The 15426-nt window shown below is 59.5% G+C and carries 13 protein-coding genes; 12 read left to right on the forward strand and 1 reads right to left on the reverse strand.

Going from position 1 to position 15426, the window contains the following annotated elements:
* Window positions 1-26 precede the first annotated feature (26 nt).
* The 11 genes from nuoC to nuoN all read left to right on the forward strand — a co-directional run bounded on the left by nuoC (window position 27) and on the right by nuoN (window position 13828).
* The gene (gene nuoC / locus IB144_RS07815) at window positions 27-1835 is read left to right on the forward strand and encodes an NADH-quinone oxidoreductase subunit C/D (protein WP_002913162.1); all 1809 of its coding nucleotides are present in this window, start codon (window positions 27-29) and stop codon (window positions 1833-1835) included.
* A 2-nt stretch (window positions 1836-1837) separates the two neighbouring features.
* A complete protein-coding gene (gene nuoE, locus IB144_RS07820; protein ID WP_002913160.1) occupies window positions 1838-2338 on the forward strand; it encodes an NADH-quinone oxidoreductase subunit NuoE in 501 nt (166 codons plus the stop codon).
* Window positions 2335-3672 (forward strand): NADH-quinone oxidoreductase subunit NuoF, encoded by a 1338-nt coding sequence (gene nuoF / locus IB144_RS07825; protein WP_002913158.1) that lies wholly within the window; start codon window positions 2335-2337, stop codon window positions 3670-3672. Before nuoE ends, nuoF begins: the two co-directional genes overlap by 4 nt.
* 32 nt (window positions 3673-3704) lie before the next feature.
* On the forward strand, window positions 3705-6431 hold the full coding sequence (gene nuoG, locus IB144_RS07830; RefSeq protein ID WP_004149179.1) for an NADH-quinone oxidoreductase subunit NuoG: 2727 nt from the start codon (window positions 3705-3707) through the stop codon (window positions 6429-6431).
* Entirely contained in the window at window positions 6428-7405 is a 978-nt protein-coding gene (gene nuoH, locus IB144_RS07835) for an NADH-quinone oxidoreductase subunit NuoH (RefSeq protein WP_002913156.1), read from the forward strand. The genes nuoG and nuoH overlap by 4 nt, the downstream gene beginning before the upstream one ends.
* A gap of 14 nt (window positions 7406-7419) precedes the next feature.
* Complete coding sequence (nuoI, locus tag IB144_RS07840) at window positions 7420-7962, forward strand: NADH-quinone oxidoreductase subunit NuoI (protein WP_002913152.1); 543 nt, start codon at window positions 7420-7422, stop codon at window positions 7960-7962.
* A gap of 11 nt (window positions 7963-7973) precedes the next feature.
* A complete protein-coding gene (gene nuoJ, locus IB144_RS07845) occupies window positions 7974-8528 on the forward strand; it encodes an NADH-quinone oxidoreductase subunit J (protein ID WP_002913150.1) in 555 nt (184 codons plus the stop codon).
* Window positions 8525-8827 (forward strand): NADH-quinone oxidoreductase subunit NuoK, encoded by a 303-nt coding sequence (gene nuoK, locus IB144_RS07850; protein ID WP_002913148.1) that lies wholly within the window; start codon window positions 8525-8527, stop codon window positions 8825-8827. The genes nuoJ and nuoK overlap by 4 nt, the downstream gene beginning before the upstream one ends.
* A complete protein-coding gene (gene nuoL / locus IB144_RS07855; RefSeq protein WP_004140895.1) occupies window positions 8824-10665 on the forward strand; it encodes an NADH-quinone oxidoreductase subunit L in 1842 nt (613 codons plus the stop codon). The genes nuoK and nuoL overlap by 4 nt, the downstream gene beginning before the upstream one ends.
* A 169-nt stretch (window positions 10666-10834) precedes the next feature.
* Window positions 10835-12364, forward strand: coding sequence for an NADH-quinone oxidoreductase subunit M (gene nuoM, locus IB144_RS07860; RefSeq protein ID WP_002913146.1), 1530 nt, complete (start codon window positions 10835-10837; stop codon window positions 12362-12364).
* A 6-nt stretch (window positions 12365-12370) separates the two neighbouring features.
* Window positions 12371-13828, forward strand: coding sequence for an NADH-quinone oxidoreductase subunit NuoN (gene nuoN, locus IB144_RS07865; protein ID WP_004151107.1), 1458 nt, complete (start codon window positions 12371-12373; stop codon window positions 13826-13828).
* Window positions 13829-13882: 54 nt separating this feature from the next.
* On the opposite strand, the gene rnz is transcribed toward nuoN, so the two are convergent.
* Window positions 13883-14803, reverse strand: coding sequence for a ribonuclease Z (gene rnz, locus IB144_RS07870; protein ID WP_004214593.1), 921 nt, complete (start codon window positions 14801-14803; stop codon window positions 13883-13885).
* A gap of 57 nt (window positions 14804-14860) precedes the next feature.
* On the opposite strand from rnz, the gene IB144_RS07875 reads away from it, so the two are divergent.
* Window positions 14861-15322 carry a GNAT family N-acetyltransferase gene (locus tag IB144_RS07875; RefSeq protein WP_021313293.1) on the forward strand — a complete coding sequence of 154 codons (462 nt, stop codon included), beginning with the start codon at window positions 14861-14863 and terminating at the stop codon, window positions 15320-15322.
* Window positions 15323-15426 lie beyond the last annotated feature (104 nt).

Genomic DNA, 15426 nt, shown 5'->3' on the forward strand with positions numbered 1-15426 from the left:
CCGGCAGTCACCACGGACCTTTTGCAATGGTGAACAATATGACCGATTTAACCGCGCATGACGCCGCACCAGCCTGGCAAACCCGCGATCACCTTGATGACCCGGTGATTGGCGAACTGCGCAACCGCTTTGGGCCGGATGCCTTTACCGTTCAGCCAACCCGTACCGGCGTACCGGTGGTATGGGTGAAGCGTGAACAGCTGCTGGAGGTGGGTGATTTCCTGAAGAAATTGCCGAAGCCTTACGTGATGCTGTTTGACCTGCACGGCATGGACGAACGTCTGCGCACGCACCGCGATGGCCTGCCCGCCGCGGATTTTTCCGTTTTCTATCACCTGATCTCCATCGATCGCAACCGCGACATCATGCTCAAGGTGGCGCTGTCGGAAAACGATCTGCATCTGCCGACCTTCACCAAACTGTTCCCCAACGCCAACTGGTATGAGCGTGAAACCTGGGAAATGTTTGGCATTACCTTCGATGGTCACCCGAACCTGCGTCGCATCATGATGCCGCCGACCTGGGAAGGTCACCCGCTGCGTAAAGATTATCCGGCGCGTGCCACCGAGTTCGACCCGTTTGAGCTGACCAAAGCCAAACAGGATCTGGAGATGGAGGCGCTGACCTTTAAACCGGAAGAGTGGGGCATGAAGCGCGGCACCGACAACGAGGACTTCATGTTCCTCAACCTCGGTCCGAACCATCCATCGGCGCATGGTGCGTTCCGCATTATTCTGCAACTGGACGGCGAAGAGATCGTCGACTGCGTACCGGATATCGGTTATCACCACCGCGGCGCCGAGAAGATGGGCGAGCGTCAGTCCTGGCACAGCTACATCCCGTATACCGACCGTATTGAATATCTCGGCGGCTGCGTCAACGAGATGCCGTACGTGCTGGCGGTGGAAAAACTGGCTGGGATCACCGTACCGGATCGCGTGAACGTGATCCGCGTGATGCTCTCCGAGCTGTTCCGCATCAACAGCCACCTGCTGTATATCTCGACCTTTATTCAGGACGTCGGCGCGATGACGCCGGTCTTCTTCGCCTTTACCGATCGGCAGAAAATTTACGATCTGGTGGAAGCGATTACCGGGTTCCGTATGCACCCGGCGTGGTTCCGCATCGGCGGCGTCGCGCACGATCTGCCGCGTGGCTGGGATCGCCTGCTGCGTGAGTTCCTCGAGTGGATGCCGAAGCGTCTGGACTCCTATGAGAAGGCCGCCCTGCGCAACACCATTCTGAAAGGCCGTTCCGTCGGCGTGGCAGCCTATACCGCCAAAGAGGCGCTGGAGTGGGGCACCACCGGCGCAGGCCTGCGCGCCACCGGTATCGACTTCGACGTGCGTAAATGGCGTCCTTACTCTGGCTATGAAAACTTCGACTTCGAAGTCCCGACCGGGGGGGGCGTCTCAGACTGCTACACCCGCGTGATGCTGAAAGTAGAAGAGCTGCGCCAGAGCCTGCGCATTCTTCAGCAGTGCCTCGATAACATGCCGGAAGGCCCGTTCAAAGCGGATCACCCGCTGACCACGCCGCCGCCGAAAGAGCGCACGCTGCAGCATATCGAAACCCTGATCACCCACTTCCTGCAGGTATCGTGGGGCCCGGTGATGCCGGCCAACGAATCTTTCCAGATGATTGAGGCGACCAAAGGGATCAACAGTTACTACCTGACCAGCGACGGCAGCACCATGAGCTACCGCACCCGCGTCCGTACGCCGAGCTTTGCGCACCTGCAGCAGATCCCGTCGGCGATCCGCGGCAGCCTGGTATCCGACCTGATCGTCTATCTGGGTAGTATCGATTTTGTTATGTCAGACGTGGACCGCTAATTATGCACGAGAATCAACAACCACAAACCGAGGCTTTTGAGCTGAGTGCGGCAGAGCGTGAGGCTATTGAGCACGAGAAGCACCACTACGAAGACCCGCGTGCGGCGTCCATCGAAGCGCTGAAAATCGTTCAGAAACAGCGCGGCTGGGTGCCGGATGGCGCGATCTACGCCATCGCCGATGTGCTGGGGATCCCGGCCAGCGACGTGGAAGGCGTGGCGACGTTCTACAGCCAGATTTTCCGCCAGCCGGTTGGCCGTCACGTGATCCGCTACTGCGACAGCGTGGTATGCCACATCACCGGCTATCAGGGTATTCAGGCCGCCATTGAGAAGAAACTGAATATCAAGCCGGGGCAGACCACCTTTGATGGCCGCTTTACCCTGCTGCCGACCTGCTGCCTGGGTAACTGCGACAAGGGACCGACCATGATGATTGATGAGGATACTCACAGCCATCTGACGCCGGAGGCAATTCCTGACCTGCTGGAGCAGTACAAATGAAAACCGTAATTCGTACTGCGGAAACGCATCCGCTCACCTGGCGCCTGCGCGACGACAAGCAGCCGGTGTGGCTGGACGAGTATCGCAGTAAAAATGGCTATGAAGGGGCGCGTAAAGCCCTGACCGGGATGGCCCCGGATGAGATTGTCACGGCGGTAAAAGACGCTGGCCTGAAAGGGCGCGGCGGCGCGGGCTTCTCCACTGGTCTGAAGTGGAGCCTGATGCCGAAAGACGAATCCATGAACATCCGTTACCTGCTGTGTAACGCCGATGAAATGGAGCCGGGCACCTATAAAGACCGCCTGCTGATGGAGCAGCTGCCGCACCTGCTGGTGGAAGGCATGCTGATCTCCGCGTTTGCGCTGAAAGCGTACCGCGGCTACATCTTCCTGCGCGGAGAATATATTGAAGCGGCCCAGCATCTGCGTCGCGCGATTGCTGAAGCCACCGAAGCGGGTCTGTTGGGGAAAAACATCCTCGGCACCGGGTTTGACTTCGAGCTGTTCGTGCACACCGGGGCAGGGCGCTATATCTGCGGCGAAGAGACGGCGCTGATCAACTCCCTGGAAGGCCGCCGCGCCAACCCGCGATCCAAGCCGCCGTTCCCGGCGAGCTCCGGCGTCTGGGGCAAGCCGACCTGCGTCAACAACGTAGAAACCCTGTGCAACGTGCCAGCGATCCTCGCCAACGGCGTCGAGTGGTACCAGAACATTTCCACCAGCAAAGATGCTGGCACCAAGCTGATGGGCTTCTCCGGCCGGGTGAAGAATCCGGGCGTCTGGGAGCTGCCGTTCGGCACCACTGCCCGCGAGATCCTCGAAGATTACGCCGGCGGTATGCGCGATGGCCTGAAGTTTAAAGCCTGGCAACCGGGCGGAGCAGGGACCGACTTCCTCACCGAAGCGCACCTCGATCTGCCGATGGAATTCGAAAGCATTGGTAAAGCGGGCAGCCGTCTGGGCACCTCGCTGGCGATGGCCGTTGACCACGAGATCAACATGGTCTCGCTGGTGCGTAACCTTGAAGAGTTCTTTGCCCGCGAGTCCTGCGGCTGGTGTACGCCGTGCCGCGATGGTCTGCCGTGGAGCGTGAAGATCCTGCGCGCCCTGGAGCGCGGCGAAGGCCAGCCTGGCGATATCGAAACCCTTGAGCAACTGTGTCGATTCCTGGGCCCGGGTAAAACCTTCTGCGCGCACGCGCCGGGCGCGGTCGAGCCGCTACAGAGCGCGATTAAATATTTCCGCGAAGAATTCGAGGCTGGCATTAAGCAGCAGTTCAGCAATACCCATGCAATCAACGGGATTCAGCCGAACCTGCTTAAGACGCGCTGGTAATCTAAAGGTTTTTTATTTTTGGAAGCACGCAAATGGCTACGATTCATGTAGACGGCAAAGAATACGAGGTCAACGGGGCGGACAACCTGCTAGAGGCTTGTCTCTCTCTTGGTCTTGATATTCCCTACTTTTGCTGGCACCCGGCGCTAGGGAGCGTCGGTGCTTGCCGCCAGTGTGCGGTGAAGCAATATCAGAACGCGGAAGACACGCGTGGTCGCCTGGTGATGTCCTGTATGACTCCGGCATCCGACGGCACCTTTATTTCTATCGACGACAGCGAAGCGAAGCAGTTCCGCGAAAGCGTGGTGGAGTGGTTGATGACTAACCACCCGCACGACTGCCCGGTCTGCGAAGAGGGCGGCAACTGCCACCTGCAGGATATGACGGTGATGACCGGTCATAGCTTCCGCCGCTATCGTTTCACCAAGCGTACCCACCGCAATCAGGATCTGGGGCCGTTTATTTCGCACGAAATGAACCGCTGCATCGCCTGCTACCGCTGCGTGCGCTACTACAAAGATTATGCCGACGGCACCGATCTGGGCGTCTATGGCGCGCACGACAACGTCTACTTCGGCCGCCCGGAAGATGGCACCCTGGAGAGCGAGTTCTCCGGCAACCTGGTGGAAGTCTGCCCGACCGGCGTTTTCACCGACAAAACCCACTCCGAGCGCTATAACCGTAAGTGGGACATGCAGTTTGCGCCGAGCATCTGCCAGCAGTGTTCCATCGGCTGTAACATCAGCCCGGGCGAACGCTATGGCGAGTTGCGTCGTATCGAAAACCGCTATAACGGTACCGTGAACCGCTACTTCCTCTGCGACCGCGGTCGTTTCGGCTATGGCTACGTGAACCTGAAAGACCGTCCGCGTCAGCCGGTACAGCGCCGCGGCGACGATCTGATCACCCTTAACGCCGAGCAGGCGATGCAGGGGGCGGCGGATATCCTGCGCCAGTCGAAGAAAGTGATCGGCATCGGCTCCCCGCGCGCCAGCATTGAAAGCAACTTCGCGCTGCGCGAGCTGGTGGGCGCCGACAACTTCTATACCGGCATCGCCAAAGGCGAACAAGCGCGCCTGCAGATGATGCTGAAAGTGCTGCGCGAGGGCGGGATCCACACGCCAAGCCTGCGCGATATCGAATCCTACGATGCGGTACTGGTGCTGGGCGAAGACATTACCCAGACCGGCGCGCGCGTGGCCCTGGCGGTACGCCAGGCAGTGAAAGGGAAAGCACGCGAAATGGCGGCGGCGCAGAAAGTGGCCGACTGGCAGATCGCCGCGATCCTCAACATCGGCCAGCGCGCCAAGCACCCGCTATTCGTCACCAACGTCGATGACACCCGCCTGGATGACATCGCGGCGTGGACCTACCGCGCGCCGGTAGAAGATCAGGCGCGTCTCGGCTTTGCTATTGCCCATGCGCTGGACGACAGCGCGCCGGCGGTTGACGGCCTGAGCCAGGACCTGCAGGGTAAAGTCGACGTTATCGTTCAGGCGCTGGCCGGGGCGAAAAAACCGCTGATCATCTCCGGGACCAACGCCGGCAGCATGGAGATCATCCAGGCCGCCGCTAACGTGGCGAAAGCTCTGAAAGGCCGCGGCGCCGATGTCGGGGTGACCATGGTCGCCCGGGCGGTTAACAGCGTCGGACTGGGCATGATCGGCGGCGGCTCGCTTGAAGAGGCGCTGGACGAACTGGAAAGCGGCGCCGCAGACGCGGTTATCGTGCTGGAAAACGACCTTCACCGTCATGCTTCCGCCGCGCGCGTTGACGCTGCGCTGGCGAAAGCGCCGCTGGTGATGGTGGTGGATCATCAGCGCACCGCGATTATGGACAAAGCGCACCTGGTGCTCTCCGCGGCAAGCTTTGCGGAAAGCGACGGTACCGTGGTGAACAACGAAGGCCGCGCCCAACGTTTCTTCCAGGTTTACGATCCGGCTTACTACGACGCGAAAACCGTAATGCTGGAAAGCTGGCGCTGGCTGCATTCGCTGCACAGCACCGTCAACAACCGTCAGGTTGACTGGACTCAGCTGGACCACGTCATTGATGCGGCGATTGCCGCGCTGCCGCAGCTGGCGGGCATTAAAGACGCCGCGCCGGATGCGACCTTCCGCATTCGCGGCCAGAAGCTGGCGCGTGAACCGCACCGCTACAGCGGCCGCACGGCGATGCGCGCTAACATCAGCGTGCACGAGCCGCGTCAGCCGCAGGATAAAGACACGATGTTCGCCTTCTCCATGGAAGGGAACAACCAGCCGTCCGCCCCGCGTTCGCAGATCCCGTTCGCCTGGGCGCCGGGCTGGAACTCCCCGCAGGCATGGAACAAGTTCCAGGATGAAGTGGGCGGGAAACTGCGCCACGGCGATCCGGGCGTTCGTCTGTTTGAAGCGTCCGCCAGCGGACTGGAGTACTTCACGGCGGTGCCGGCCAGCTTCCAGGCGGAAGAGGGCAAATGGCGAATTGCGCCGTACTACCATCTGTTCGGCAGCGATGAGCTGTCTCAGCGCGCGCCGGTGTTCCAGAGCCGGATGCCTGAGCCGTACATCAAGCTGAACCCGGCGGATGCCGCGAAGCTTGGCGTCAACCCAGGGGCAATGCTCTCCTTTAGCGTGGAAGGCCAGACCCTGCGTCTGCCGCTGGTTATCTCTGAAGGCCTGACCGCGGGACAGGTTGGCTTACCGATGGGCATGCCGGGCATTGCGCCGGTGCTGACCGGATCGCGTATTGATTCACTGCAGGAGGCGAAAGCATGAGCTGGTTAACGCCGGATCTTATCGACATTCTGTTAAGCATCCTGAAGGCCGTGGTCATTCTGCTGGTGGTTGTCACCTGCGGCGCGTTCATGAGCTTCGGCGAGCGTCGTCTGCTCGGCTTGTTCCAGAACCGCTACGGACCTAACCGCGTCGGCTGGGGCGGTTCGCTGCAGCTGGTCGCCGACATGATCAAGATGTTCTTTAAAGAGGACTGGATCCCGCGCTTCTCCGATCGCGTGATCTTTACTCTGGCGCCGGTTATCGCCTTTACCTCGCTGCTGCTGGCCTTCGCTATCGTGCCGGTTAGCCCGACGTGGGTGGTGGCCGACCTGAACATCGGCATCCTCTTCTTCCTGATGATGGCAGGCCTGGCGGTCTACGCGGTGCTGTTCGCCGGTTGGTCGAGCAATAACAAATACTCGCTGCTGGGGGCGATGCGTGCTTCCGCGCAGACCCTGAGCTACGAAGTGTTTCTCGGTCTCTCCCTGATGGGCGTGGTGGCGCAGGCGGGGTCATTCAATATGACCGATATCGTTAACAACCAGGCGCATCTGTGGAACGTTATCCCGCAGTTCTTCGGCTTCGTGACTTTCGCCATCGCCGGCGTGGCGGTGTGTCACCGTCACCCGTTCGACCAGCCGGAAGCGGAGCAGGAACTGGCCGATGGTTACCACATTGAATATTCCGGCATGAAATTCGGTCTGTTCTTCGTCGGGGAATACATCGGTATCGTCACCGTTTCAGCGCTGATCGTCACGCTGTTCTTCGGCGGCTGGAATGGCCCGTGGTTACCTCCTTTCATCTGGTTCGCGCTGAAAACCGCGTTCTTCATGATGATGTTCATTTTGATCCGCGCATCATTACCGCGTCCGCGCTATGACCAGGTAATGTCCTTTGGCTGGAAGGTATGCCTGCCGTTAACGCTGGTCAACTTGTTGGTAACGGCGGCTGTCATTCTCTGGCAGGCGCAATAAGGGGTGAATTGAACATGACCTTAAAAGAATTATTGGTGGGGTTCGGCACCCAGGTCCGTAGTATCTGGATGATTGGCCTGCATGCCTTCGCCAAACGTGAAACCCGGATGTATCCGGAAGAGCCGGTCTACCTGCCGCCGCGCTATCGCGGCCGCATCGTGCTGACCCGCGATCCGGACGGTGCAGAGCGCTGCGTCGCCTGTAACCTGTGTGCGGTAGCCTGCCCGGTGGGCTGTATCTCGCTGCAGAAAGCAGAGACGGTAGACGGCCGCTGGTATCCGGAGTTCTTCCGCATCAACTTCTCACGCTGCATCTTCTGCGGCCTGTGCGAAGAAGCGTGCCCGACCACGGCGATCCAGTTGACCCCGGACTTCGAGCTGGGTGAATACAAGCGTCAGGATCTGGTGTACGAAAAAGAGGATCTGCTGATTTCCGGTCCGGGCAAATACCCGGAATATAACTTCTACCGGATGGCGGGTATGGCAATCGACGGCAAAGATAAGGGCGAAGCGGAAAATGAAGCTAAGCCAATCGACGTCAAGAGCCTGTTACCGTAAGGAGAGGGGCAATGGAATTCGCTTTTTATATCTGTGGCCTGATAGCCATCCTCGCAACCTTGCGGGTCGTCACCCACACCAATCCGGTGCATGCGCTGCTGTACCTGATTATTTCGCTGCTGGCGATTGCCGGGGTGTTCTTCTCGCTGGGCGCGTACTTCGCCGGAGCGCTGGAAATCATCGTCTACGCCGGGGCCATTATGGTGCTGTTCGTCTTCGTGGTGATGATGCTCAACCTGGGCGGCACCGAGATCGAACAGGAGCGCAAGTGGCTGCAGCCGGGGATCTGGATTGGCCCGGCCATCCTCTCCGCGGTGCTGCTGGTGGTTATCGTTTACGCCATCCTGGGCATTAACGACCAGGGTATCGACGGTGCGGCGATTAACGCCAAAGAAGTGGGCATTGCGCTGTTTGGGCCGTACGTCCTGGCGGTGGAGCTGGCCTCCATGCTGCTGCTGGCGGGCCTGGTGGTTGCCTTCCACATTGGCCGCGAAGAGCGCGCCGGCGAGGTGCTGAGCAACCGTCTGAACGACAGCGACAAACGAAAAACGGAGGAACACGCATGATCCCCTTAACACATGGACTGATCCTCGCGGCCATCCTGTTTGTGCTTGGTCTGACGGGGCTGGTGATCCGCCGCAATCTGCTGTTTATGTTGATTAGCCTGGAAATCATGATTAACGCCGCCGCGCTGGCCTTTGTGGTGGCGGGTAGCTACTGGGGTCAGGCAGATGGTCAGATAATGTATATCCTCGCCATCAGCCTCGCGGCTGCGGAAGCGAGTATCGGCCTGGCGCTGCTGCTGCAGCTCCATCGTCGCCGCCAGAACCTGAACATCGATTCAGTAAGTGAGTTGCGTGGATGAACATGCTTGCCTTAACCATTCTTTTGCCATTGATTGGCTTTGTGCTGCTGGCCTTCTCCCGCGGGCGCTGGTCGGAAAATCTTTCCGCCACCGTTGGCATGGGCTCGGTAGGCCTGGCGGCGCTGGTCACCGCGTACGTTGGTGTCGACTTTTTCGCTAACGGCAAACAGGCGGTCAGCGTGCCGCTGTGGACCTGGATGTCGGTCGGTGATTTCAACATCGGCTTCAACCTGGTGTTGGACGGCCTGTCGCTGACCATGCTCTCCGTAGTTACCGGCGTCGGCTTCCTGATCCACATGTTCGCCTCCTGGTACATGCGCGGTGAAGAGGGATATTCCCGCTTCTTCGCCTATACCAACCTGTTTATCGCCAGCATGGTGGTTCTGGTACTAGCCGATAACCTGCTGCTGATGTACCTCGGTTGGGAAGGCGTGGGCCTCTGTTCTTACCTGCTGATCGGTTTCTACTACACCGATCCGAAGAACGGCGCCGCAGCGATGAAAGCGTTTGTGGTGACCCGCGTCGGCGACGTGTTCCTCGCCTTCGCGCTGTTCATTCTTTATAACGAACTGGGCACCCTGAACTTCCGCGAAATGGTGGAGCTGGCGCCGCAGCACTTCGCTAACGGCAGCACCACGCTGCAGTGGGCGACGCTGATGCTGCTTGGCGGCGCGGTCGGTAAATCCGCCCAGCTGCCGCTGCAAACGTGGCTTGCCGATGCGATGGCGGGTCCGACACCGGTCTCTGCACTGATCCACGCTGCGACCATGGTCACCGCGGGCGTCTATCTGATCGCCCGTACCCATGGCCTGTTCCTGATGACGCCGGAAGTGCTGCATCTGGTCGGTATCGTCGGGGCGGTCACCCTGGTGTTGGCGGGCTTCGCCGCGCTGGTGCAGACCGATATCAAACGCGTTCTCGCCTACTCTACCATGAGCCAGATTGGCTACATGTTCCTCGCGCTGGGCGTGCAGGCATGGGACGCGGCGATTTTCCACCTGATGACTCACGCGTTCTTTAAAGCTCTGCTGTTCCTGTCGTCTGGTTCGGTCATTCTGGCCTGCCATCACGAACAGAACATCTTCAAGATGGGCGGCCTGCGCAAATCGATTCCGCTGGTATACGTCTGCTTCCTGGTGGGGGGCGCGGCGCTGTCCGCACTGCCGCTTATCACCGCAGGCTTCTTCAGTAAGGATGAGATTCTGGCAGGCGCGATGGCCAATGGCCATATCAATCTGATGGTGGCAGGCCTGGTCGGCGCCTTTATGACCTCGCTGTACACCTTCCGGATGATTTTCATCGTATTCCACGGTAAAGAGCAAATTCACGCGCACGCAGGGAAGGGGATTACCCATCATCTGCCGCTGATTGTGCTGCTGGTACTATCCACCTTCGTTGGCGCGCTGATTGTGCCGCCGCTGGAAGGCGTACTGCCGCAGACCACTGAGCTCGCCCACGGTAGCGTGATGACGCTGGAGATTGCCTCCGGGATCATCGCCATTGCCGGGATTCTGATCGCTGCATGGCTGTGGCTGGGCAAACGCACGCTGGTGACCTCCATCGCCAACAGTGCGCCTGGCCGCTTCTTCGGTACCTGGTGGTTCCATGCCTGGGGCTTCGACTGGTTATACGACAAGGTGTTCGTAAAACCATTCCTCGGTATTGCCTGGCTGCTGAAACGCGATCCGCTGAACTCGTTGATGAATATCCCGGCGATCCTTTCCCGCTTCGCAGGCAAAGGCCTGCTGGTGAGCGAGAACGGTTATCTGCGCTGGTATGTGGCTTCAATGAGCATCGGCGCGGTGGTGGTGCTGGCGCTGCTGATGGTATTGCGTTGATTTGATCGCGCGGTTTTGCCCGGTGGCGCTTCGCTTACCGGGCCTACGAGACCGTAGGTCGGGTAAGAGAAGCGCCACCCGACACAACAAACCGCACTCAAACGTGAATGTAGTCGAATTCGTTGAAAATCGGTCCTGAACGGGACTTTAACAAGGAATAAAAATCGCCATGTTACTACCCTGGCTAATATTAATTCCCTTTATCGGCGGCTTCCTGTGCTGGCAGACCGAACGCTTTGGCGTGAAAGTGCCGCGCTGGATCGCGCTGATTACCATGGGACTGACGCTGGTGCTTGGCCTGCAGCTGTGGATGCAGGGCGGCTATTCTCTGACGCAATCCGCGGGTATTCCGCAATGGCAGTCGGAATTCGTGCTGCCGTGGATCCCACGCTTCGGCATTAGCATCCATCTGGCGATCGACGGCCTGTCGCTGCTGATGGTGGTGCTGACCGGTCTCCTCGGCGTGCTGGCGGTGCTCTGTTCGTGGCGTGAAATCGAAAAATACCAGGGCTTCTTCCACCTCAACCTGATGTGGATCCTGGGCGGCGTTATCGGCGTGTTCCTCGCCATCGACATGTTCCTGTTCTTCTTCTTCTGGGAAATGATGTTGGTGCCGATGTACTTCCTGATCGCGCTGTGGGGCCACAAAGCCTCGGACGGTAAAACGCGTATCACAGCGGCCACCAAGTTCTTCATCTATACCCAGGCGAGCGGTCTGGTGATGCTGATTGCCATTCTGGCGCTGGCCTTCGTCCACTTCAACGCCACCGGCGTGTGGACCTTCAACTATGAAGATCTGCTGAAAACCCCGATGTCTCACGGCGTGGAATACCTGCTGATGCTCGGCTTCTTCATCGCCTTCGCGGTGAAAATGCCGGTGGTGCCGCTGCACGGCTGGCTGCCGGACGCTCACTCCCAGGCGCCGACCGCCGGCTCTGTCGACCTCGCGGGGATCCTGCTGAAAACCGCCGCCTACGGCCTGCTGCGCTTTGCGCTGCCGCTGTTCCCGAATGCCTCCGCCGAGTTTGCACCCATCGCCATGTGGCTGGGCGTGATTGGTATCTTCTACGGCGCGTGGATGGCCTTCGCCCAGACCGATATTAAACGCCTGATCGCCTACACTTCCGTGTCCCACATGGGCTTCGTGCTGATTGCTATCTACACCGGCAGCCAGCTGGCCTATCAGGGAGCGGTGATCCAGATGATTGCTCACGGTCTGTCCGCGGCGGGTCTGTTCATTCTGTGCGGCCAGCTGTACGAACGTCTGCACACCCGCGATATGCGCCAGATGGGCGGCTTGTGGAGCAAAATTAAATGGCTGCCGGCGATGTCGATGTTCTTCGCGGTCGCCACCCTGGGGATGCCGGGCACCGGTAACTTCGTCGGCGAATTTATGATCCTGTTCGGCAGCTATAAAGTGGTGCCGACAATCACCGTCATCTCCACCTTTGGTCTGGTATTCGCGTCCGTTTACTCGCTGTCGATGTTACATCGCGCTTACTTCGGTAAAGCGAAGAGCGAAGTGGCGGCGAAAGAGTTGCCGGGGATGTCCCTGCGTGAACTGTCTATCATCCTGCTGCTGGTGGTGCTGCTGGTGCTGTTGGGCTTCTTCCCGCAGCCGATCCTCGACACCTCGCATGCTGCGATGAGCAACATTCAGCAGTGGTTTGTTAATTCTGTTTCTACTACAAGGCCGTAATTCGCCATGACAATAACTCCACAACAACTGATCGCACTGCTACCGCTGCTGATCGTCGGCTTGACGGTGGTGGTTGTGATGCTCTCCATTGCGTGGCGACGCAATCATTTTCTCAATGCCACGCTGTCGGTTCTTGGACTTAACGCCGCGCTGGTCTCGCTCTGGTTCGTCGGCCAGAACGGGGCGATGGACGTCACGCCGCTGATCCGCGTTGACGGCTACGCCATGCTTTACACCGGTCTGGTGCTGCTGGCGAGCCTCGCGACCTGTACTTTCGCCTACCCGTGGCTTGAGGGTTACAAGGACAACAAAGAAGAGTTCTACCTGCTGGTGCTGATCGCCGCCCTGGGCGGCATTCTGCTGGCCGGTGCGAATCATCTGGCGGCGCTGTTCCTCGGTATTGAGCTGATTTCGCTGCCGCTGTTCGGCCTGGTTGGTTACGCCTTCCGCCAGAAGCGTTCGCTGGAAGCGAGCATCAAATACACCATCCTCTCCGCGGCAGCTTCGTCCTTCCTGCTGTTCGGTATGGCGCTGGTGTATGCGAACTCCGGCAATCTGTCCTTCCTCGCGCTGGGCAAAAGCCTGGCGGACAACATGCTGCACGAGCCGCTGCTGCTGGCGGGCCTCGGTCTGATGATCGTCGGTCTTGGCTTTAAACTGTCGCTGGTGCCGTTCCACCTGTGGACGCCGGACGTTTACCAGGGGGCGCCTGCGCCGGTCTCCACCTTCCTGGCGACCGCCAGCAAGATCGCTATCTTCGGCGTAGTGATGCGTCTGTTCCTGTACATGCCGGTGGGCAACAGCGAAGCGGTACGTGTGGTGCTGGGCCTGATCGCCTTCGCCTCTATCATCTTCGGTAACCTGATGGCGCTGAGCCAGACCAACATTAAGCGCCTGCTTGGTTACTCTTCCATCTCCCATCTCGGCTATCTGCTGGTGGCGCTGATTGCCCTGCAGAGCGGCGAAATGTCGATGGAAGCCGTGGGTGTCTACCTGGCCGGTTATCTGTTCAGCAGCCTCGGCGCGTTCGGCGTGGTCAGCCTGATGTCCAGCCCGTACCGCGGTCCGGATGCTGACTCGCTGTTCTCCTACCGCGGTCTGTTCTGGCACCGTCCGATCCTGTCGGCTGTGATGACGGTGATGATGCTCTCCCTGGCCGGCATCCCGATGACCCTCGGCTTTATCGGTAAGTTCTACGTGCTGGCCGTCGGTGTGCATGCGCATCTGTGGTGGCTGGTTGCCGCGGTGGTTGTCGGCTCGGCGATCGGTCTCTACTACTACCTGCGCGTGGCCGTCAGCCTGTATCTGAGCGCGCCGGAGCAGCTGAATCGCGATGCGCCGTCAAACTGGCAGTACAGCGCCGGCGGTATCGTGGTGCTGATCTCCGCGCTGCTGGTGCTGGTGCTCGGTATCTGGCCGCAGCCGCTGATTAGCATCGTGCAGCTGGCGACGCCGCTGATGTAAGTTGATTGACTCAATAAAAAACCGCCGGGATGGCGGTTTTTTTATGCCCGGATTTTACGCCATCTTGTAGACCATAAAGTCTTCCGCCAGCAGCGTGTTAGGGAAAATCTCCCGGCATTCCGCCAGCATACGCAGACAGCCTTCGGCATCGTAGCGCGAGCTAAAGTGGGTGGCGATCAGCGTACCGACCCCCGCTTCTTTGGCAAGCGCCGCGGTCTGCTGACTGGAAGAGTGGCCGCGGCTATTGGCTTTCTCCGCCATCGCCTGCTCAAGGGTGGTTTCGTGGACCATTACATCCGCCCCGCGAGCCATCTCCAGCGCCTGCGGGCAGGGGGCGGTATCGCCGAAGATGGCCAGCGTTTTACCCGGGGTCGCAGGTCCCAGATAGCGGCTGCCGTCGATGACCCGGCCATCTGCCAGCTCGACGCGCTGTCCGCGCTTGAGTTGATGGAACAGCGGCCCGGGAGGTACGCCATCGGCAATCAGCTGGGCGGCGTCGAGGGTGCCGGGCTTGTCATGCTGCGCAATGCGATACCCATAGCACTCCACCGGATGGCTGAGCGGATACGCGGTGACCCGATAGCCCTCTTCGTCGAACACCAGACCAGGGCCGACTTCGATGATGGTGAGCGGATAGTCGGTCCACGAACCGCTCAGGCGCAGCGCGGTCTCAACAAACTCTTTGAGTCCTTTTGGCCCGTAGAGGGTGAGGGGCAGGGAGTTTCCCTGCATCGAGCGGCTGCACAGCAGGCCGGGCAGGCCGAACAGGTGGTCGCCGTGCAGATGGGTAATAAAAATCTTATTCAGTTTGCCGGGATGGTAGGGCGTGTGAAGAAACTGATGCTGGGTCCCTTCGCCGCAGTCAAACAACCACATTTCGGCGCGGGTCGGCTGTTGCAAATTCAGTATTATCGACGTCATATTACGCGTGCGGGTCGGCACCCCGGCGGATGTCCCCAAAAAAGTTAATTCCATCGTCCAGTGTCCTCAGGGCGAGTCGCAAAGTATCAGTATATCAATAAGGAGCAGCAGATGATGACCTGGCAGGATCTCCACCATAGTGAACTCACCGTTCCCCAGCTGTATGCGCTGCTGAAATTGCGCAGTGAAGTCTTTGTCGTAGAGCAGCAGTGCGTCTATCAGGATGTCGACGGCGATGATTTGGTTGGTGAAAATCGCCATCTGCTCGGCTGGCGCGATGGCGAACTGGTGGCCTACGCGCGGATCCTCAAAAGCGAAGAGGAGTTTGCGCCGGTGGTGATTGGCCGGGTCATCGTCAGCCCCGCCGCCCGTGGTGCGAAGCTCGGCTATCAGCTGATGGAGCAGGCGCTGGCCAGCTGTCAGCAGCACTGGCCGCAAAAGGCGATTTACCTCGGGGCGCAGGCGCACCTGCAATCCTTTTACGCCTACTTTGGTTTTACGCCGGTGACTGAGGTCTATGATGAGGATGGCATCCCCCACATTGGCATGGCGCGAGAAAAGCGCGCTGTCTGACTCCTCTGCACCCTCGTCCACACGCAGCTCTGGCCCGGCGAGCGGGTAAGATAAAACCCGCTCCCTCATCATGGGTACTGCTATTCCGCCGTCGAACCCCTTAT

It is taken from the genome of Klebsiella sp. K4 (assembly GCF_014596785.2).
GTDB lineage: Bacteria > Pseudomonadota > Gammaproteobacteria > Enterobacterales > Enterobacteriaceae > Klebsiella > Klebsiella pneumoniae.

What these genes read in the sequence shown, in the direction of transcription:
- nuoN (WP_004151107.1), top strand. Translation starts at nt 12,371, where the DNA reads ATGACAATAACTCCACAACAACTGATCGCACTGCTACCGCTGCTGATC.
- nuoF (WP_002913158.1), top strand. Translation starts at nt 2,335, where the DNA reads ATGAAAACCGTAATTCGTACTGCGGAAACGCATCCGCTCACCTGGCGC.
- nuoJ (WP_002913150.1), top strand. Translation starts at nt 7,974, where the DNA reads ATGGAATTCGCTTTTTATATCTGTGGCCTGATAGCCATCCTCGCAACC.
- nuoI (WP_002913152.1), top strand. Translation starts at nt 7,420, where the DNA reads ATGACCTTAAAAGAATTATTGGTGGGGTTCGGCACCCAGGTCCGTAGT.
- IB144_RS07875 (WP_021313293.1), top strand. Translation starts at nt 14,861, where the DNA reads ATGATGACCTGGCAGGATCTCCACCATAGTGAACTCACCGTTCCCCAG.
- nuoM (WP_002913146.1), top strand. Translation starts at nt 10,835, where the DNA reads ATGTTACTACCCTGGCTAATATTAATTCCCTTTATCGGCGGCTTCCTG.
- nuoC (WP_002913162.1), top strand. Translation starts at nt 27, where the DNA reads ATGGTGAACAATATGACCGATTTAACCGCGCATGACGCCGCACCAGCC.
- nuoL (WP_004140895.1), top strand. Translation starts at nt 8,824, where the DNA reads ATGAACATGCTTGCCTTAACCATTCTTTTGCCATTGATTGGCTTTGTG.
- nuoK (WP_002913148.1), top strand. Translation starts at nt 8,525, where the DNA reads ATGATCCCCTTAACACATGGACTGATCCTCGCGGCCATCCTGTTTGTG.
- rnz (WP_004214593.1), bottom strand. Translation starts at nt 14,803, where the DNA reads ATGGAATTAACTTTTTTGGGGACATCCGCCGGGGTGCCGACCCGCACG.
- nuoH (WP_002913156.1), top strand. Translation starts at nt 6,428, where the DNA reads ATGAGCTGGTTAACGCCGGATCTTATCGACATTCTGTTAAGCATCCTG.
- nuoE (WP_002913160.1), top strand. Translation starts at nt 1,838, where the DNA reads ATGCACGAGAATCAACAACCACAAACCGAGGCTTTTGAGCTGAGTGCG.
- nuoG (WP_004149179.1), top strand. Translation starts at nt 3,705, where the DNA reads ATGGCTACGATTCATGTAGACGGCAAAGAATACGAGGTCAACGGGGCG.